Source organism: Streptomyces violascens, from assembly GCF_014649955.1.
Taxonomy (GTDB): domain Bacteria; phylum Actinomycetota; class Actinomycetes; order Streptomycetales; family Streptomycetaceae; genus Streptomyces; species Streptomyces violascens.
On record NZ_BMUA01000002.1, the window covers coordinates 611432 to 630604 of the forward strand.

The 19173-nt window shown below is 72.2% G+C and carries 17 protein-coding genes; 8 read left to right on the forward strand and 9 right to left on the reverse strand.

The features are described from left to right. Positions 1-98: 98 nt before the first annotated feature. Both IE206_RS07855 and IE206_RS07860 read left to right on the forward strand, forming a co-directional pair. Positions 99-464 (forward strand): VOC family protein, encoded by a 366-nt coding sequence (locus IE206_RS07855; protein WP_189961269.1) that lies wholly within the window; start codon positions 99-101, stop codon positions 462-464. A gap of 163 nt (positions 465-627) precedes the next feature. Continuing rightward, on the forward strand, positions 628-1950 hold the full coding sequence (locus IE206_RS07860) for a DUF3616 domain-containing protein (RefSeq protein WP_226598760.1): 1323 nt from the start codon (positions 628-630) through the stop codon (positions 1948-1950). A 7-nt stretch (positions 1951-1957) separates the two neighbouring features. Here IE206_RS07860 and IE206_RS07865 read toward each other — a convergent pair whose 3' ends face one another. Next, positions 1958-2986 carry a DUF7847 domain-containing protein gene (locus IE206_RS07865; protein ID WP_189961271.1) on the reverse strand — a complete coding sequence of 343 codons (1029 nt, stop codon included), beginning with the start codon at positions 2984-2986 and terminating at the stop codon, positions 1958-1960. A 258-nt stretch (positions 2987-3244) separates the two neighbouring features. Here IE206_RS07865 and IE206_RS07870 point away from each other — a divergent pair, with 258 nt between their 5' ends. After that, positions 3245-3781 (forward strand): TetR/AcrR family transcriptional regulator, encoded by a 537-nt coding sequence (locus IE206_RS07870; RefSeq protein ID WP_189961272.1) that lies wholly within the window; start codon positions 3245-3247, stop codon positions 3779-3781. 68 nt (positions 3782-3849) lie between these two features. After that, a complete protein-coding gene (locus IE206_RS07875) occupies positions 3850-4173 on the forward strand; it encodes a DMT family transporter (protein ID WP_189961273.1) in 324 nt (107 codons plus the stop codon). A gap of 21 nt (positions 4174-4194) precedes the next feature. Here the strand turns inward: IE206_RS07875 and IE206_RS07880 are convergent, their stop codons facing one another. Continuing rightward, a complete protein-coding gene (locus IE206_RS07880; protein ID WP_189961274.1) occupies positions 4195-5076 on the reverse strand; it encodes a winged helix-turn-helix transcriptional regulator in 882 nt (293 codons plus the stop codon). 127 nt (positions 5077-5203) lie between these two features. On the opposite strand from IE206_RS07880, the gene IE206_RS07885 reads away from it, so the two are divergent. Then, positions 5204-6436 (forward strand): MFS transporter, encoded by a 1233-nt coding sequence (locus IE206_RS07885; protein WP_189961275.1) that lies wholly within the window; start codon positions 5204-5206, stop codon positions 6434-6436. 10 nt (positions 6437-6446) lie between these two features. Continuing rightward, the gene (dapD, locus tag IE206_RS07890) at positions 6447-7439 is read left to right on the forward strand and encodes a 2,3,4,5-tetrahydropyridine-2,6-dicarboxylate N-succinyltransferase (RefSeq protein WP_189961276.1); all 993 of its coding nucleotides are present in this window, start codon (positions 6447-6449) and stop codon (positions 7437-7439) included. A gap of 221 nt (positions 7440-7660) precedes the next feature. On the opposite strand, the gene dapA is transcribed toward dapD, so the two are convergent. The 3 genes from dapA to IE206_RS07905 all read right to left on the reverse strand — a co-directional run bounded on the left by dapA (position 7661) and on the right by IE206_RS07905 (position 10956). Beyond that, on the reverse strand, positions 7661-8554 hold the full coding sequence (gene dapA / locus IE206_RS07895) for a 4-hydroxy-tetrahydrodipicolinate synthase (RefSeq protein WP_189961277.1): 894 nt from the start codon (positions 8552-8554) through the stop codon (positions 7661-7663). Between the two features lie 88 nt (positions 8555-8642). Then, positions 8643-8954, reverse strand: coding sequence for a pyridoxamine 5'-phosphate oxidase family protein (locus tag IE206_RS07900; protein WP_226598759.1), 312 nt, complete (start codon positions 8952-8954; stop codon positions 8643-8645). A 163-nt stretch (positions 8955-9117) separates the two neighbouring features. Further along, positions 9118-10956 carry a DUF8508 domain-containing protein gene (locus IE206_RS07905; RefSeq protein ID WP_189961279.1) on the reverse strand — a complete coding sequence of 613 codons (1839 nt, stop codon included), beginning with the start codon at positions 10954-10956 and terminating at the stop codon, positions 9118-9120. Between the two features lie 333 nt (positions 10957-11289). Between IE206_RS07905 and IE206_RS07910 the strand changes: the two genes are divergently transcribed. Next, complete coding sequence (locus IE206_RS07910) at positions 11290-12756, forward strand: hypothetical protein (RefSeq protein ID WP_189961280.1); 1467 nt, start codon at positions 11290-11292, stop codon at positions 12754-12756. A gap of 311 nt (positions 12757-13067) precedes the next feature. Beyond that, complete coding sequence (locus IE206_RS07915; RefSeq protein WP_189961281.1) at positions 13068-14645, forward strand: TROVE domain-containing protein; 1578 nt, start codon at positions 13068-13070, stop codon at positions 14643-14645. A 66-nt stretch (positions 14646-14711) separates the two neighbouring features. Here the strand turns inward: IE206_RS07915 and IE206_RS07920 are convergent, their stop codons facing one another. The 4 genes from IE206_RS07920 to IE206_RS07935 form a co-directional block, all read right to left on the reverse strand. Further along, on the reverse strand, positions 14712-15479 hold the full coding sequence (locus IE206_RS07920; protein WP_189961282.1) for an SDR family NAD(P)-dependent oxidoreductase: 768 nt from the start codon (positions 15477-15479) through the stop codon (positions 14712-14714). 89 nt (positions 15480-15568) lie between these two features. Beyond that, the gene (locus tag IE206_RS07925; protein ID WP_189961283.1) at positions 15569-16786 is read right to left on the reverse strand and encodes a beta-ketoacyl-[acyl-carrier-protein] synthase family protein; all 1218 of its coding nucleotides are present in this window, start codon (positions 16784-16786) and stop codon (positions 15569-15571) included. Positions 16787-16973: 187 nt separating this feature from the next. Beyond that, positions 16974-18176, reverse strand: a complete 1203-nt coding sequence (locus IE206_RS07930) for a TerD family protein (protein WP_189961284.1) — start codon at positions 18174-18176, stop codon at positions 16974-16976. Between the two features lie 84 nt (positions 18177-18260). Continuing rightward, positions 18261-19073: an NAD-dependent epimerase/dehydratase family protein gene (locus IE206_RS07935; protein WP_189961285.1), complete on the reverse strand. Its 813-nt coding sequence runs from the start codon at positions 19071-19073 to the stop codon at positions 18261-18263. Positions 19074-19173: the final 100 nt, after the last annotated feature.

The following is a 19173-nucleotide window of genomic DNA, read 5'->3' on the forward strand; positions in this document are numbered from 1 at the left end:
GCCGGGTGGAGGGCGAGCCCGGCTGCCGGTCCGGCGGCCTCCCGGATCTCGTCGGGGGTCGTCGCGCGCCCGCTCGCCGGGCGGGGCACACTGCGGATATGGCCGTTTCCCTGTATCACCTCGTCGTCGATGCCCACGATCTCAACGCCCAGGCCCGCTTCTGGTGCCAAGTCCTCGACTGGAAGGTCTTGTTCGAGGACCCGGAGGAAGTCGTCATCGGGGCGGGCGAGACAGCGTATCCGGGGATGTGCTTCCTTCCCGTGCCCGAGCGCAAGAGCGTCAAGAACCGGCTGCACATCGACCTCAACCCCGATGACCAGGCCGCCGAGGTCGAGCGGATCGTCTCGCTCGGGGCGCGGCGGATCGACGTGGGGCAGGGCGAGGACGCCACCTGGGTCACGCTCGCCGACCCGGAGGGCAACGAGTTCTGTGTGCTGCGGTCCAAGCGGAGCCTGATCGACTGACGTTCGCCTGCCGTACCGATGTCGTACGCCTCCCCTTGGCGGGGTGACCGGAACCTACTCGACGACACCCCGCCGACGAGAGGCCAGCCCCGTGCCGCATCACCCATCGCTCCGCCGTGTCAGGACCCTTGCCGCCGCGTCCGGAGTGCTTGCGCTGGCCGTCATGGGGCTCAACTACCCTGCACAGGCGGCGAGTTACGGTACGCCGACCATCGGGCTCTCGGCCTCCTACCTGTCGGGGGCCGTCGGCGCCACGGGCGACCCGGTGGTCACGGTCACCGTCGGGCAGAGCGGGGCCGATGCCTCGGCGCTCACCGTGGCCGCCTCCGCGAGCAGCAAGAGTTCGGTGGCCGGGACCGGGGATGTCTCCGTCAGCGGGAGCGGGAGCACCCGGCAGCTCGAGGTCGCCGCGCACGGGCGTGGTTACACCGACCTCACCATCAAGGTCAACGGGCTCGGCGGGAAGACCGCCGCCAAGACGCTGCACTACGCCGCCTCGGCGGCCGTGCAGAACGCCGCCGACACCCGCTACTTCACCGGGTCCAGCGACGCCTCGGCCGCCGTGGACGTGGGCGGCGGGTACGTGGTCGTCGCCGACGACGAGTCCAACACGCTGCGGATGTACGACCGCTCGGCCTCCGGGGCGCCCGTGAAGACCTGGGACTTCAGCTCCCAGCTCGGGGTGTCCAAGGAGATCGACATCGAGGGCGCGGCCCGCGTCGGCAACACGATCTACTGGACCGGCTCGCTGGGCAACAACAAGGACGGCGAGTACAAGGCCGACCGGAACACCGTGTTCACCACCACCGTCACCGGGTCGGGCGCGAGCACCCAGCTCGCGCTCGGCGGCTCGTACAAGAAGCTGCGCGACGACCTCGTGGCCTGGGACCACGCCAATGGCGACCGGTACGGGTTCACCGCCACCACGGCCTCGGGCCAGGTGCCCAAGCAGATCGACGGGTTCAACGTGGAGGGCCTGGAGTTCGCGCCCGGCTCCACGAGCACCGCGTACATCGGGTTCCGGGCGCCGCTGGTGCCGCCGAAGACCGGCGGCAAGGCGCTGATCGTGCCGGTCACCAACTTCGACAAGGTGGCCGGCAGCGGGGCGAAGGCCGTCATGGGCACGCCCATCGAGCTCGACCTCGGCGGGCTCAGCATCCGCGACATCCGAAAGAACGCGGCCGACCAGTACCTGATCGTCGCCGGGTCCTGGGCCGCGGACGACAACTCCGACCCGTACGCGGTCTACTCGTGGGACGGCGTCGCCGGGCACGCCCCCGTCAAGCGGGCCGACCTGCCGACCGGCGACCCGGGCGGCTGGGAGGCCGTGGTGGACGTGCCGGATCTCAACCGGACTGGCGCGCGGGCCCAGTTCATCACCGACGACGGGTCCGCCGACCTCTACGGCGACGGCATCGAGGCCAAGGACCTCACCCACCCCGAGTGGAAGAAGTCCCGGGCCACGTGGTTCACCGTGACGAACTGACCCTGCGCTACCAGGTGCCCATCGGCGGGGCCGGCGCCGAGGGGACACCGGCCGCCTCGGCCAGCGCGGGAGCCAGGTCCTCGCGGCGGATGCGCTGGTCGATGTAGAGCAGGCCGGTGGCGAGCTGCGGCAGGGTGGTCGACAGGAACTGGCTGATCACCGTACCGATCAGGTAGAGCACCGCGATGACGACGACGGCCATGACCTTGGGGCCGACCGCGTCGCCGCTCGCCAGGGCCAGCGGCATGGCCGCGAAGATCCCGCCGTAGGTGAACGGCAGCTGGATGAAGTAGCCGATCATCCCGCTGATCATGCCGATGAGCAGCAGGATGCCGAAGGTCCGCCACCAGGCGTCCTTCACCAGGCGGGCCGAGCGGCGCAGCGCCTCGACGGGCCGCTGGTTCTCCAGGACCGCGGCCGCCGGAGCGAAGGCGAAGCGCACCCACAGCCAGATGCTGACCGGGATCAGCCCGAGGAAGACCACCGTGAACACGATCATCAGCGCGACCGGTGCCTCGTCGTGGCGGGACGTCGTCGCGATCGTCACCAGCATCAGCGTCAGGAACACGACCAGCGCGCCCATCATGGCCAGCCACTGGAGCGCCAGCGCGCCGAGCACCGCCGGGAACCGGGACCAGGCCTTGCGCCATATCGGGAGGAACGTGGTGCGCCGTCCGAGGACCGCGTCCTGGAGCACGGCCGGGACGGCCGCGTAGACCAGCGCCATCGCGACGAGCCACATCGCCATCGAGACGAGGAACACGACGACCCCGGCGATGACCACCGGCTGTACGTCGGCCCGGGCCGGGTCCACGCCGTAGGGCTGGTCGAAGACGGGGTCGAGGTGGTCGTGCACGGCGGCCACCACGATCGCGACCGTGCCGCCGACGACCAGCGCGGCGATCCCGTACGCGACGAGGGCCACGCCGAAGAGCTGCTTCCAGTGCCGGCCCAGGGCGGAGAACGCCCCGCCGAGTATGTCGCCGAGCGTCAGCGGCCTGAGCGGAATCACGCCGGGCTTGGGCGACGGTGGCATCCAGCCCCCGCCCCATCCCGGACCCCACCCGGGCGGAGGTCCGGGAGGTCCACCCGGACCCCACCCCGGCGGAGGTCCGGGGGGTCCGCCCTGGGCACCCGGGCCCCACCCCATGTCCTGCGTCACGGCAACCTCGCACTTCCCGTACGTTTCCGCACGTCCCGTCCCCTGATCGATCGGCCTTACGGTAGCCGCACGGCCCCCGGGTACGGTCGGGGGCATGCTCTGTGACCAGGCCGGAACAACCGGAGGCCGCTGATGGCCCGCCGCTACGACCCCGACCGGCGACGGCGCATCATCGACGCGGCGATCCGGGTCGTCGCCGAGCGCGGCATCGCGGGGCTCAGCCACCGCACGGTCGCCGCCGAGGCCGATGTGCCGCTGGGCTCGACCACGTACCACTTCAGGACACTCGACGAGCTGCTCGTCGCGGCCCTGCGCCAGGCCAACGAGGGGTTCGCGACGGCGGTGCGCGACTGCGTGCGCCTCGACGATCCCGACGCGGATCTGGCCGTCGAACTGGCCCGGCTCATGGGCGAGTGGCTGACCGGGGACCGGGCCCGCGCCGAGCTGGAGTACGAGCTCTACCTCGCCGCCCTGCGCCGCCCCGCCCTTCGCCCGGTCGCCGCCGAGTGGACCGACTCGGTCGCCGAACTGCTCGCCCGGCACACCGACCCGGTCACCGCGCGCGGCCTCGTCGCCGTGATGGACGGCATCTGCCTCCAGTCCCTGCTCACCGGCGGCGCGTACGACGAGGGGTACGCGCGCGACCTGCTCGGCAGGTTGCTGGGGTAGGGGCTGGGGGAAAGTCGTGCGGGCTCCGTTATGTACGGGCGTACGCATCGGCGGATATCCTGGCCCGCATGCCCTACGTCCTGCTCGCCTGCGCCATCGGCTCGGAGATCGCCGCGACTTCCGCGCTGAAGTACAGCGAGGGATTCACCCGGCTCTGGCCCTCGCTGATCACCGGCGCCGGCTACCTGCTCGCCTTCTTCCTGCTTTCGCTGACGCTGCGGTCCATGTCGGTGGGCACCGCGTACGCGATCTGGTCCGGCGTGGGCACGGCCGTCATCGCCGCCGTGGGCATGGTGTTCATGGGGGAGGCGATGACGGCCGCCAAGGTCGCCGGGATCGCGCTCATCATCGGCGGAGTGGTGCTGCTCAACCTCGGCGGCGCGGCGCACTGAAGGCCGGGTTCGGGTGGCGGTTCAAGCACCTGCCCGCAGCACCGCCGAGAGCGCGGCCCGCACGCTCTCCTCGATGTCGGTGATCGGATAGATCGCCTCGATCACCGTACGGTCCCGGTCGACCACCAGCGTCAGCCGCTTGAGCCGGCTCACCCCCGCCGTGCGGAACGTCGGCAGGCGCAGCGCCGCCGTCAGGTCGAGCCCGGCGTCCGAGAGCAGCGGGAAGCGCAGGGCCTCCTTGTCGGCGAACGCCCGCTGCTCGTCCGGGCGTTGGGTGGAGACGCCGTGCACGGTGGCGCCCGCCGCGGTGAACGAGGCCAGCTGGTCGCGGAAGGTGCAGGACTCCAGGGTGCAGCCGCGCGCGCCGGGAATCCCGGCCCAGCCGGGCGGGTACGACTCGGCGCGGGCGTAGGCGCCGGGGAAGCAGTACAGGACCGTGTACGGCGTCGACGCCGCGACCGGATCCCTCGACTCGCCGTCGAAATCGGTCAGTTGAAGCTCCGGGACGCGGGTGCCGACCAGCTCCCGCACCCGCTCGGTCTCCCCTGACGTCTCGGTCGAGGTGGCCATCGTCTCTCCTTCTCCCAGCACCCAGGTGTCTCCCCAGTCCTGGAGCGCGATCAGTACGGGCAGCAGGGCGCGCCCGCGCGGGGTGAGCCGGTACTCGTGGCGCACCGGGCGCTCCTGGTACGGCTCGCGCGCCAGGACCCCGCACTCCACGAGCAGCCTCAGACGTTCGGCGAGGACCTTGCGGGACATGCCGAGCTCGCGCTGGAGGGCGTCGAAACGGTGCACCCCGCGTGCCGTGTCGCGCACGATCAGGAGGGTCCACCAGTCGCCCACCACGTCCAGGGCCTGGGCGATGGCGCAGTGTTCGTCGTCGAGCCGGGTGCGTTGAGGCATGCGCCCATCCTTTCGCGATCCCGGCAGGCCAACCGACCCCCGTCCGGTTGACCTGCCGGGATCCATGCTGCCATAGTCCGTTCCCATAAGGAACTTACTTGGATTCCGGGGCTGGGGGCGGGCGGAAGTGAAGACACTGCGCGAGGTACCGAGGACGGTTCGGCTGCTGTGCTGCGGCATCTTCTTCAACGCGGTCGTCAGCTTCACCTTCGTCTACCTCTTCGTGTGGCTGACCGGACCACGCGGGCTCACCGTCGCCCAGGCCGGAGTGCTCAGCGGCATCGGCGGCGTCGGGCTCGTCGCCGGGAACTTCACGGGCGGCTGGTTCGGCGACCGCTACGGACACCGGCGCGCGCTGCTCGCGGGCGCCGCCGTCAGCGGTGGCGTCCTGTGCGTCATCGCGCTGCTCCCGGTCGCCGCGCTGTATGCGGCGCTGCCGCTCGCCCAGTACGCCTCCGGAGTGGTCAGGTCGGCGAACTCCGCGCTCGTCGCGGTCAGCGTCCCCGAAGGCAGCCGCCGCCAGGGCTTCGCCGTCATGCGCTTCGCGAGCAACGCCGGGTTCACCGTCGGGCCGCCGCTCGGCGCGCTGGTCGCGGCCCGGTTCTCGTACGACTGGCTCTTCCTCGCCGACGGCATCGGCACCCTGCTGTTCGCGGCGTACGCCTCGCGGGTGCTGCCCGCTCACGGCGCCGTGCAGTCGCCCCGGCCGCGCGACGCCGACGCGCCCGGCTTCCGCAGTGAACTGCGGGCCCGGCCCGCCGTGCTCGTGCTGCTCGCCGCGATCGTCTGCGTCGACCTCGTCTACCGCCAGCAGTACTCGACCCTGCCCGTGTTCCTCGGCGACCACGGCTTCGATGCCCAGGTCTACGGCTGGCTGATCGCCGTCAACGGAGGCGTCATCCTCTGCCTCGAACTCCCGGCCGCGCACGCCCTGCGCAAGCGCGCTCCGCTGTCCGTGGTCGGCTCGGGACTGCTCCTGGTCGGGCTCGGATACGCGGCGCTCGTGCCCAGCGCCTCGCTCGGCGCGGCCGTCGCCCTGATGGTGTCGCTCACCCTCGGCGAGATCCTCTACAAGACGACCGCCACCGCGTACGTCGCCGACCAGGCGCCCGCCCACGCCCAGGGGCGCTTCCAGAGCTTGTACGCGGGCGCCTCCATCAGCGGGCAGGTGCTGGCCCCGCCGCTCGGCGGCGCCCTCTACGCCTCGGCGCCCGGACTGCTCTGGCCGTTGTGCGCGGGGCTCGCCGCACTCGCCGGTCTCGCCGTCCTGTGGGCGCGGCGGCTGCCCGGTGCGCCGGCCGGGGCGGACACGGGACCGTTACTTGAGACCGGTTCGCCCCGGCGGGCCGCGGCCGGTTAGGTTTTGGGTCATGACCGACACGACTACTGCTACGACCGGCGCCGCGGCCGCCGGCCTCGCCACCATCGCCGCCGACGGCACCATCCTGGACACCTGGTTCCCCGCCCCCGAGCTCGTGACCGTCGCCGAGCCCGGCCCCGCCGGAACCGAGCGCCTCTCCGCCGAGCGCGCCGCCGAACTCCTCGGCGCGGGTGCGCTGAAGGCCGTCGGCGCCGACGAGCGCCGCGGGGTCGAGGTCGTCGCCGTCCGCACGGTCATCGCCTCCCTCGACGACAAGCCCCTGGACGCGCACGACGCCTACCTGCGTCTGCACCTCCTCTCGCACCGGCTCGTCAAGCCGCACGGCCAGAACCTGGACGGCCTCTTCGGGCTCCTCGCGAACGTGGCCTGGACCTCGCTCGGCCCGGTCGCGGTCGACGACATCGAGACGGTGCGCCTGAACGCCCGTGCCGAGGGGCTGCACCTCCAGGTCACCTCCGTCGACAAGTTCCCGCGCATGACGGACTACGTCGCGCCCAAGGGCGTACGCATCGCCGACGCCGACCGGGTGCGCCTCGGGGCCCACCTGGCCGAGGGCACCACGGTCATGCACGAGGGCTTCGTGAACTTCAACGCGGGCACGCTCGGCACGTCCATGGTCGAGGGCCGCATCTCCGCCGGCGTCGTCGTCGGCGACGGCTCCGACATCGGCGGCGGCGCGTCCACCATGGGCACGCTGTCCGGCGGCGGCAACGTCCGCATCGTCATCGGCGAGCGGTGCCTGGTCGGCGCCGAGGCGGGCGTGGGGATCGCGCTGGGCGACGAGTGCGTCGTCGAGGCGGGGCTTTACGTCACGGCCGGCACGCGGGTGACGATGCCGGACGGGCAGATCGTGAAGGCCCGGGAGCTGTCGGGGGCGTCCAACATCCTGTTCCGCCGGAACTCGGTGACGGGGGCGGTCGAGGCCCGGCCGAACAATGCGGTGTGGGGCGGGCTGAACGAGGTCCTGCACGCCCACAACTAGCCGGGGTCGCCCGGAAGGCCGGGGTCACCGGGGGCTCTGCCCCCGGACCCCTGGTTGCGCAGGGCCTGGGGGCTTGCCCGAGCCCCGGGGGCTGCGCCCCTTGCACCCCTTCCGGTTCGGCCGCGGACCGTGCGTGGTTGCTCGCGCAGTTCCCCGCGCCCCTGGCGGGGTTGATCCTGGCAGGGCGCATTTCCCACCGCGGCCGCATCGCGAACTCCGGTTCACCCCGCGCGCAGCGCGTCCCGTGCTGCGCGCAAGTGGGCCACCTCCTCCGGGCCCGCCTCCTGCAGGGGAGCCCGGACCGGGTACTCCAGCAGCGCCTTCGCCGTCACCGCGCCCGGCAGGCCCGATGCCATCATCAACTCCGTCAGCGGCAGGGTGAGTTGGTTGAGACGGGCCGCATCGGCAGGCGCGCCCGCGTCGTGCGCGTCCAGGACCGCCCTCAGCTCGCGGGGCGCCACGTTCGCCACCGTGCTCACATAGCCCGCCCCGCCCACCGCGTACAGCGGAAGGTTCAGCTCCTCCGAGCCGGAGTAGTACGCCAGTGACGTACCGCCGATGACCTTCGTCGAGCCGAGCAGGTCGTACGCGCAGTCCTTCACCGCCACGATCCGCTCGTGCTCCGCGAGCCGCAGCATCGTGGCCACCTCGATCCGCGTGCCCGTGCGGCCCGGGATGTCGTACAGCATCACCGGCAATGCGGTGGCGTCGGCCACTGTGCGGAAATGGGCCTCTACGGCGGCCTGCGGGGGCCGGCTGTAGTACGGGGTCACCACCAACAGGCCGTCCGCGCCCGCCCGTTCGGCCGCGCGGGCCAGTGCGACGGTGTGCGCGGTCGACGCGCTGCCCACCCCCGCCACGACCGTCGCCCGGTCGCCGACCGCCTCCACCACCGCCCGTACCAGCGCGGTCTTCTCCTCGTCGGAGGTCGTCGGCGACTCCCCGGTCGTGCCGTTCAGGACCAGGCCGTCGCACCCGTTGTCGACCAGGTGCGCGGCCAGCTTCTGCGCGGCCGGCAGGTCCAGCTCGCATGACTGGGTGAACGGCGTGACCATGGCGCACAGCGCGCGGCCGAAGGGGCGGGGAGGGGAGAGCGGGCTCGGGGTCGTCGTCATCCGGGCAGTTTTGCCCGGATGGGAATTAACGTCTACTTAGAGTTTTTGGTGGCTTCCCGTAGCGATGCTGAATCAAGAGCGCGGTCGCTCACTGTGACGTCGTGCGCTCCGGGCGCACCACCAGGACCACCCGGTGCTCCGCGTCGCCCACCGGCGCCTCGTACTCAAGGCCGTACCGCTTGGCCAGGACGTCGAAGAACGCGCCCGTCGGGTCCGGCTCGATGCGCTCGACCGTGCCCCGGACCTCCAGGTAGCGGTAGGGCTCGTCGGGGTCGTCGACCGAGATGGAGACCTTGGGATCGGCGGTGACGTTCTTGCAACCGCAGTACGCCGCGCTGTTCGGGCTCTGAGGCGCGCCCGGCATCTCGGCCGCCGCCCTGGCCCGGGCCTGCCTGGTCACCCCGCAGGCCATGAACGTCGTACTGAAGAACCTCGAAGGGCGCGGCCTGGTCGCGCGCGCCCCGCACCCCTGGCACCGCAACGTCCTGGAGACCCATCTCACCGAGAAGGGACGTACGGCACTGGCCACCGCCGACGAGCGGGCGGTGGCCGGCTCGTACCCGCTACGGGTGGAAGCGGATGATCTGCGGGTCGTGGTCGCTGGTCTGGTTCGCGAACTCCGCGTTGATGTGCACGCTGTCGTAGTCGAAGCCCCGGATGGCGGGGCTGGTCAGGACCTGGTCCAGGACCTGGGTGTTGCCCTGGTAGACGTAGGAGTAACGCTCCTTCTTCGGCAGCGTGCGGTAGGCCGAGCGCAGGGCGCCGCCGTCCTCCAGGGCCTTGGTCGTGCCCGAGAAGTCGAAGTCGTTGATGTCGCCGACGGCCAGCACGTCCGCGTGCTTGTCGGCCGCGAGCAGCTGCTTCACGAAGGCGTTGACTGCGCGGGCCTGCTGCAGCCGCTTGGTCTCCGAGGAGCGCGGCACCGGCTGGTGCTGCGAGAGAAGGCTCTCGTCGCCGCCCTTCGACGCGAAGTGGTTCGCGATCACGAACACCGTCTTGCCCTTGAAGACGAACTCGCCGGCCAGCGGCTTGCGGCTGTCCGTCCACGCCGGGTTGGCCGGGTCGATCCGGCCGGGCGAGAGGGTGAGTGCCGGGTGGCCCTTGGTGCCGGTGACGCCGACGGCGGTCTTGTAGTCGCCGCCGGGACGCTCGGTGAAGGAGACCCGCGCCGGGTTGAAGAGGAAGCCCTGGCGGATGTTGCCGCCGGGCTCGCCGCCGTCCTTGTTGTTCTCGGGGTCGATCGAGCGCCACTGGTAGGCCGGTCCGCCCGCCGCGACGATCGCGTCCGTGAACTTCTTCACGGTCGCCGAGGCGTCCACCGTGCCGTCGTTCTTCGCGCCGTTGTTGTCCTGGATCTCCTCCAGGGCCACGATGTCCGGCGAGGCCAGGTTGGTGACGACGCCCTGTGCCAGCGCGTCGAACTTCGACTGCGGGTCGCTCGGGTCCAGGTTCTCCACGTTGTACGTGGCGACCGCCAGCTCGCCCGTGCGCTGCTTGCGGGTGACCTCGCGCTTGAGACCGTTGTCCTTGACCGTGCCGAGCGTGCGCGCGGTGATCGTGTAGCCGCCGAACTGGTTGAAGTCCAGGGGGCCTTCGGTGGTCCCCGTCAGGGTGTCGCCCACGTTCGCGGTGGGGAAGGCCTGCTGGGCGGTCGGGATCAGGCTCTGGATCTGGAGCCGTCCGGTGTTCTGGTCGTTGTACGAGGAGTAGAGCGAGCCGCCGCGGGCGGTCCGGTTCTCCTGCGGCTTCACCGTGACCCACAGCTCGGAGTGCGGGTCGGTGGCGCCGACCACCCGCGAGGTGCCGACGCGGACGTTCATGCCCTCCAGGGACTCGTAGTAGTCCGTGGCGTACTTCTTCGGCTGGAGCGTGAGGCCGTTGACGCTGTTTCCGGCCGCCGGGTCACCGTTCGGCGTGTAGCGGTCGGGCACCGAGCGGGCCGTGATGACGACCGGCGCGGGCACCGCGTTGCCCTGGGAGACCACCGTGACGGTCGGCTTCGAGATCTGCGTCAGCGACTGGTTGCCCGAGGACAGGCCGCCGGGCACGTACTCGGTCACGGTGCCCGAGACCTCCAGCGCGTCGCCCACCGAGACGGTCGGGTTCGAGCCGGTGAAGACGAAGATGCCCTCGCTGGTGGCGGGGTTCTTGTCGGGTGCCGTGTCCTGGAACCAGAAGCCCTTGGAGGAGCCGTAGGCGCGCACGCCGGTGACGACACCGGTCACGCCCGTGACCTGCTGGCCGGACAGCGGGGATATCCGGGTGGTGCCCTGGATGTCATGGATCTTCGCCTGCACGGGGGCGGCGGGAGCCGCCGCCTGCGAGGAGGCGGCGCAGACCAGTCCGGCGGCGAGTGCGGTGGCGACCACGGCGGACACGGCGGCGGTTCTGGGAACGGGCATTCAGGTACTCCGGAGGTGATGAGGGAAGGAGAGGAGAGAACGGTGCGTGCGGCGGTGCGGTTCTACGCGCGTCAATCTCTTGTCTGGGGTGGGGAGTTGTCAAGAGTTCTTGGGTGGATCAGAACCGACGGGTACGTGAACCCCCGGGGGCGGGGTGCGGCCGCCGCCCAGGGCGCGCCGCCGCGGAGCCGGGAGAGGCGGGGGCGGGCGCCGGGTGCGCACGGCTGGCGCAGCGAAACCCGGTGAAATGCGTCTACGCTGGGTGCCGCTCAACCATCGCTGATCCAGCGCGACCCAGAGCGCCCAGACCGTACGGCCGAGGAGTACCCCCAGATGTCCGGAGACCGCCCCACCCTGCCGCCGGTACGGCTGAACTCCGAGGCGGAGCTGGCCCGGGACGCGTTGTCCGCCCCGCTGCTCGCCCGCGCCGTGCGGCTCGCCCGCTGGGCCGGGCCCGACACCCGGGTCGGCGCGGGCGGCGAACTCGTCGAGGAGCAGCTGCCCGCGGCCGCCGCCGAACTCGGCCTGGGCGACGACCAGGACGGCCCGGCATACGCGAGCGAGGCCTGGCGGGTCGCGGTCGACACCGGCCTCGTCGACATCGAGGACGCCCCCGAGACGCCGAACTCCGCGGGCGAGGAGGACGAGGACGCCGAGGGCACCGCCTGTGCCGGCGACAACCTCTCCGTGCTCACCTCCGGCTCGCCGCACGACGTGCTCGCCGTCTGGCTGGATGCCTTCGACGTGGTCTTCGCGGACGCCACCGCCCCGATGATCGACGACTTCGCCGACCTGGTCGGCGAGAACGGCGAGATCGACTTCGACCGCCTCGAATGGGACCCCGAGGAGGAGGCCGACTTCCTGGAGGGCGTCCTCGGCAACCTGTACCTGCTCACCGTCAGCGAGGGCGGCACCCCCGAGGGGCCCGTGCCGCTGCCCGCGCTCGCCGCCTCGATGATCGTCCCCGACGACATGGGCGAGCCCACCGACGACATCCTGGAGCAGGTCTCCGACGCGATGATGCGCCTCGACGACCAGTTCCGGCTCCTGGAGCCGATCGGCCTGGTCGAGTACGAGCCCGTCGACGAGGCCCTGATGGCCGAGGTCGGCGACGAGCCCGCCCCGCCGGTCGACGACGAGGACGTCTCCCGCTACGGCATGGTCCGGCTCACCCCGCTCGGCCTCTACGGCGTGCGCGCCCGGATGCTGGAGGCCGGCGTGGACGCCCCGGCCGTCGGCGATCTGGCCGACAAGGGCGCCGACGCGCTGCTCGACGGCATCGCCTTCTTCCCCGAGCTCTCGGCCCGCGCCGAGACCGAGCAGTGGCTCGCGCGGCGCGAACCGGCCGAAGCGGCAAGGGAGTTGCTCACCGCGGCCCGGGGCGGCGACGAGGGCGGCCCGCTGCGCCGGCTGCACTGCCAGCAGGCCCTCGCCCTGACCGGCGCCTCCGCCGAACCCGCCGTGCGCGAGGTGCTGCCCGACCCCGAACTGGGCGGCCTCGCCCGGGTCTGGCTCGCCGAGCGCGGCGTCCCCGACGTGCCGCCGCCGTCCGAGGAGATGATCTTCTGGCTGGCCATCGACACCATCGCCGCGCAGCTCGCCGTGGAGGGTGACCTGGAGGAGCTCCAGGAACTCGTCGAGGGCCTGGTCGGCCAGCACAGCGGGTTCTTCGACGCGGCCTGGCGGGTGGAGCACCCCGCGACCGCCGACGTCCTGGAGGCGATGGGCCGCCTCCACCCCGACAAGCCCACGGCGAAGGAGGCCCGCAAGGCGGCCTTCAAGGCCCGCTCCCGCGCCTGACGTCTCGCCACACTCCCACCGCCCGGAGGCCGCACGGCCCCCGGGCGGTGGGCTGTCCGGCCACCTCCAACCAGGCCTTTCCTGCGCCTGGTTGAGCCGGCACGGAGACTCTCACCGGCTCCGGCCGCCGAAAATGCTTGGCATGTCGTCCGGCCCCGCGCCTAAGGTCGAACTCGTCCGGATGCGCAGGCGGGACCTGCTTCCGAGGCACCCACACTCATCAGTTTGTGCACCTCCCGGTGCGCAGGCCACGGCTACTTCCTCCAACGAAATCCGCCGTCGCCGAATTCGATCTCGGGAGGCCATTCATCATGGCTCGGTTCAACCTGCGCGCCACCAAGTCGCGTACCACCTCGCCCGTGGCGTCCACCGGCGCCACCGCCGTCACGCACGAGGGCGGCCCCGGCCACCTGCGGGACGCCAGGTCCGAGCTCTTCCTGCTCGCGGTCGCCAACTTCGTGTCCCAGCAGACCTTCTACGAGACCGGCGAGGCCCGCGACGGCCGGTTCGCGGCGCTCGTGCGGGGGCTCGCCGTCGAGGACCCCGAGTGGACCGCGGGCCTGCTCGGCTGGCTGCGCGGCGAGGGCGGGATGCGTACCGCCTCGGTCGTCGGCGCCGCCGAGTACGTCAAGGCGCGCCTCGACGTGGGCGCCGCGGGAGGCCCCTCCAACCGGCAGGTCGTCGCCTCGGTGCTGCTCCGCCCGGACGAGCCCGGCGAGCTGCTCGGATACTGGACCTCGATGTACGGGCGGAACGTGCCCAAGCCCGTGAAGCGCGGGATCGCCGATGCCGTACGCCGCCTCTACAGCGGGAAGTCGCTGCTCAAGTACGACACCGCGTCCAAGGGGTATCGCTTCGGCGACATCCTCAACCTGGTGCACGCGGCGCCCGACCCGGCCAAGCCGTGGCAGGGCGAGCTGTTCCGGTACGCGCTCGACCGCCGCCACCACCCCGACACCGCGGTGCCGCCGGCCGGCGACCGGGTGCTGAGCGCGCACCGCGAGCTGATGGCGCTGCCGGTCGAGGAGCGCCGGGCGGTCGTGCTCGCGCCGGACGGCGCCGAACGCCTTGCCGGGGCGGGACTGACCTGGGAGGCGCTCGCGGGCTGGCTGCAGGGGCCGATGGACAAGGAGGCCTGGGAGGCGGTCATCCCGTCGATGGGCCCGATGGCCCTGGTGTGCAACCTGCGCAACTTCGACGAGGCGGGCGTCTCGGACGAGGTGGCAGCCTCGGTCGCCGCGAAGATATCGGACCCCGAAGTCGTCGCGAAGTCCCGGCAGTTCCCGTTCCGCTACCTCGCCGCGTACCAGCACGCGCCGTCGCTGCGCTGGTCGTACCCGCTGGAGAAGGCGCTCGGCCACTCGCTGGCCAACGTGCCCGCGCTCGGCGGGCGCACGCTGATCCTGGTCGACCGTTCGGGCTCGATGTGGTCGCCGCTCTCGGACCGCTCCAAGCTCAACCGGGCGGACGCGGCCGCGATCTTCGGTACGGCGCTCGCGCTGCGGGCCGCGGACGCGGACCTGGTGGAGTTCGGTACCGACAGCGCGCGGGTGAAGTACAGGGCGGGGGAGTCCGTCCTGAAGATCCTGGAGCGGTTCGGCGACCTGGGCGGCACCAACACGGCCGAGGCGGTGCGCAAGTACTACCGCGGCCACGACCGGGTGCTGATCGTGACGGACGAGCAGGCCTCGCACCACTACGGCGGCGACCCGACGGCGCTGGTCCCGGCGGACGTGCCGGTCTACACCTGGAACCTCGCGGGGTACCGGGTGGGGCACGGCCCGTCCGGCACGGACAACCGCCATGTGTTCGCGGGCCTGACGGACGCGGCGTTCCGCATGGTGCCGCTGCTCGAAGCGGGCCGCTCGGCCAACTGGCCCTGGGTGTAGGGCTGATACGGGTGGCCCCCTGACCCCTTGATCAGGGGGCCACCCGGCCGCATGCGGGGAGCCGGCTCACGTCCGCAGGTGGGACGCCCCGTTGAGGTCGAGCACCGCGCCCGACGACCACTGGGCGAGTGGTGAGGCGAGCCAGCGCACCGCCTCCGCGATCTCCTCGGCGGAGGCGACCCGCCCGAACGGCGACTGCGCCCGGATCGCCTCGCCCTCCGCCCCGCTCAGCCGGCCCGCGACGCGCTCCGTCTCGAAGAACCCGGGCGCGACCGAGGCGACCGAGATCCCGTACGGGGCGAGCGACACCGCGAGCGACTGGCCGAGCGCGTGCACCGCCGCCTTGGTCGCCCCGTAGGCGGGGTGGTCGGGCTCGCCGCGGAAGGCGCCGCGCGAGCCGATGTTCACGATCCGCCCGCCCGTGCCCTGCTCGATCATCCGGGACGCCGCGAGATGGCTGAGGTTGGCGGTGGCGAGGAGGTTCACGCTCACGTGCCGCTGCCAGAGCTCGGCCCACTCCTCGTACGGGGTCTCGGCGAGCGGATGGCGGAGGTTCACGGCCGCGTTGTTCACCAGGACGTCGATGCCGCCGAGCGCGTCGGCCGCGGCATCGGCGACGCGACGGGCCCCGGCGGGGTCGGTGAGATCGCCGCCGACCAGCGCGTGCCCCGCCCCCTTCAGCGAGTCGAGGGTCTCGCGGGCCTCCTCCTCCCGGGACCCGAAGTGCACGGCCACGCGGTCCCCCTGGGCCGCGAACGCCTGGGCGACGGCACGGCCGAGCCCACGGGAGGCCCCGCTGACGAGTACGCGGCGGTCGGTGGCCGGCAGATTCATGAACTCTCCCCAGGTCGAAGGCGGTTGCCCTGCCGTTTATACGCGGCGGCCGCTTGCCCGCGTCCTCCAGGGCCCCGTCGGCCGGGAGGTCAGGAGGCCCGTCCGAGCACCAGGCTCACGTTGTGCCCGCCGAACCCGAAGGAGTTGGCGAGCGCCGCGTCCCACGATCCCGTACGGTTCTCGCCGGCCACGTCGAGTGTCACCGCCGGGTCGAGGTGGTCCAGGTTGCGGGTCGCGGGCACGGTGCCGTCGCGCAGCGCGAGCAGTGCCGCGATCGCTCCCACCGCGCCGGACGCGCCCAGCATGTGGCCGGTCATCGACTTGGTGGCGGTGACCACCGGGTGCGTGCCGATGGCCTTGGCCACCGCCTCCGCCTCCGCGAGGTCGCCCGACGGCGTCGAGGTGGCGTGGGCGTGCACCACGCCGATGTCGGCGGGGCTCAACCGGGCGTCCCGCAGCGCCGATTCGATCGCCCGGACCTGACCGGCCACGTCCGAGGCCGTGATGTGGTCCGCGCTGGACGTGACGGCCGCCCCGGCCACCGACCCGTACACCCGCGCTCCCCGGGCCCGAGCGAACTCGGCGCGCTCCAGGACCAGTATCCCCGCGCCCTCGCCCATCACGAAGCCGCTGCGGTCCCTGTCGAACGGCCGGGACACCGACGCCGGGTCCGCGTCCTCGGTCGACAGCGCCTTCATCTGCGCGAACGCGGCGATCGTGAACGGGTGCAGACAGGCCTCGGTGCCACCGGCCACCACCACATCGGCCCGCCCCGCGCGGATCAGGTCCAGGCCCATCGCGATCGCCTCGGCGCCCGACGCACAGGCGCTCACCGGCGTGCGGGCCCCGCCCTGCGCGCCGAGCTCCATGGACACCCAGGCGGCGGGCCCGTTCGGCATGAGCATCGGCACGGCGTACGGGGAGAGCTTCCGGGCGCCGCCCTGCTCGAAGGTGTCGTCCTGGCCCAGCGTGGTCAGCACGCCCCCGGTGCCGGTGCCGATCACCACGGCGAGCCGCTCCGGTGCGACCTCCGGGGTGCCCGCGTCCTGCCAGGCCTCGCGAGAGCTGATCATCGCGAGTTGTTCACAACGGTCAAGCTTGCGGGCCTCGACGCGGGCGAGCAGCGAGAGGGGGTCCACGGAAAGCCCGGCGGCCACCCGGACCGGCAGGCCGTCCGCCCACTCCTCCTCGATCAGGCCGACTCCGGAGGTGCCGCCCAGCATCCCGGACCAGGTGGTCGCGGTGTCGGCGCCGAGCGGGGTGATCGCGCCGAGCCCGGTGACGAGTACTTCTCCAAGATCGCTCATGCTCCGACTCTGCCAGGGGAGGTGGCTTCGCGCGAATGGTAGGGAGGCAGCGATTTGTCCCAGGGGTGTTGTGGGGTTCCCACAGAGGCGGTCGCAGGAGTGGGCAGGGGGGCGGCTCGGGCGGGGCGCATGCGTGAGGGCGGCGAGGCCCCTGGCCCCGCCGCCCTCGCCCGGCGATCGTGGCGCGTTACAGCACCTCGGCCGCCGGCTTCACCATGCCGCGGGCCGTACGGGACTTCACGAACGAGCCGAGCGCGGTCATCTCCCACTCGCCGGAGAACTGCCTGATGAGCTTCGCCATCATGACGCCGGTCTGCGGCTCCGCCCCGGTCAGGTCGAAGCGCACCAGCTCCTCGCCGCTCACCGCGTCGATCAGGCGGCAGTACGCCTTGGCGACCTCGGTGAACTTCTGGCCGGAGAAGGAGTTGACGGTGAAGACCAGACCGGTGGCCTCGGCGGGGATGCGGCCGAGGTCGACCACGATCACCTCGTCGTCGCCCGCGCCCTCGCCCGTCAGGTTGTCGCCGGAGTGCTTGATCGCGCCGTTCAGGATGGAGAGCTTGCCGAAGTAGCAGCTGTCCAGATGGTTGCGCTGCGGGCCGTACGCGATCACCGACGCGTCCAGGTCGATGTCCTTGCCGCGGAACGCGGGCTCCCAGCCGAGGCCCATCTTGACCTGGGAGAGCAGCGGGCGGCCGCCCTTGACCAGGGAGACCGTCTGGTTCTTCTGGAGGCTGACCCGGCCCTTGTCCAGGTTGATCTTCCCGCTGCTGGCGGGCGCGGCGGCGGGCGCGGCCGGTGCCGCGGGGGCCGCCGGGGCCGGGGCCGCGAGGCGCGGGTCGGCCGGCGGGGCGGACGGCATCGGGGGTGCGGCGGGCGGCGCCGCGGGCTCCTCGACCGAGACGCCGAAGTCCGTGGCGATTCCGGCCAGCCCGTTGGCGTACCCCTGGCCCACCGCACGGGCCTTCCAGGCGCCGCCGCGCAGGTAGATCTCCACGACCACCAGGGCCGTCTCGGTGCCGAGGCGGGGCGGGGTGAAGGTGGCGATCACGCTGCCGTCGTCCCCGTTGCGCACCGTGGCCGTGGGCTCGATGCCCTGGAAGGTCTGGCCCGCCGCGTCCGGACTCGCGGTCACCACGATCTTCTCGATGCCGGGCGGCACCGCGGAGGTGTCCACGACGATCGCGTCGGGCGCGGTGCCGCCGCCGGAGCGGTGGGTGACACCGGGGCCCTGCGGCTGGTTGTAGAAGATGAAGTCGTCGTCCGAGCGCACCTTGCCGTCGGCGGTGAGCAGCAGGCCCGAGACGTCGAGCCGCACGGGGGCGGCGACGTCCACCGTCACGCGGGTGGTCGGGAGCGGAAGGTTCGAGCCGGGGGTCATTGCGGTCATGCCCCGGAAACGAGCGGCGCCGCTTTACGGTTCCTTGAACCTCGCCCCAATGTCGGCGCCGCGTTCTCCCTGCTCCAAGGGGTGTCAGTGCGGCCAGATGGGCGGGTCGGTGGTGAAGTGGCCGCCGAGGCAGGCGTGCTCGGGCAGGTCCGGGTCGAGCTCGCCCTGCTCGGCGATGAGCTTGTCGGCGTACTGCTCGGAGTCGTCCCGAGGCTCGTAACCGAGCGCCCGCGCCGAGGAAAGGTCCCACCACAGGCGGGTGTTGGCGGACGATCCGTACACCACGCTGTGCCCGACGTGCTCGGCCGTGAGTGCGGCGTGGAAGAGCCGGGCCCCGTCGCCGGGGCTCATCCAGATCGACAGCATCCTTACGGAGGTGGGCTCCGGGAAGCAGGAGCCAATGCGGACCGAGACGGTCTCCAGGCCGTGCTTGTCCCAGTAGAACTGCGCGAGGTCCTCGCCGAAGGCCTTGGAAAGCCCGTAGAAGGTGTCGGGCCGGTGCGCGGTGGCGACCGGAATCAACGGGTCGTCCGCGCCCTGCGGGCGGGGCGTGAAGCCGACCGCGTGATTGGAGGAGGCGAACACGATCCGCCGGACGCCCTCCTGGCGCGCGGCCTCGTAGAGGTGGTACGTGCCCGCGATGTTGGCCTTGAGGATCTTGTCGAAGGAGGCTTCGAGGGAGATCCCCGCGAGGTGGAGGACCGCGTCGACCCCGCGCACCGCCTCGCGCAGCGCGTCCCGGTCGGCGAGGTCGGCGGTGATCGCGTCCGGCTCGCCGGGGACGGGCAGCATGTCCAGGAGCCGCAGCTCGTATCCGTACGCCGGGAGCAGCCCGCGCATCAGGGTGCCGAGCCCGCCGGCGGCGCCGGTGAGCAGGACGGTGCGGGGACGGGGCATGGGCTCTCCTCGGGGTACGGGGCCGTTCATGGAGGATGCGGAAGGGCGGCCTGCCGCATCCATGGACATGATTCACATGCGTGGACACGCTAGGGAGTGC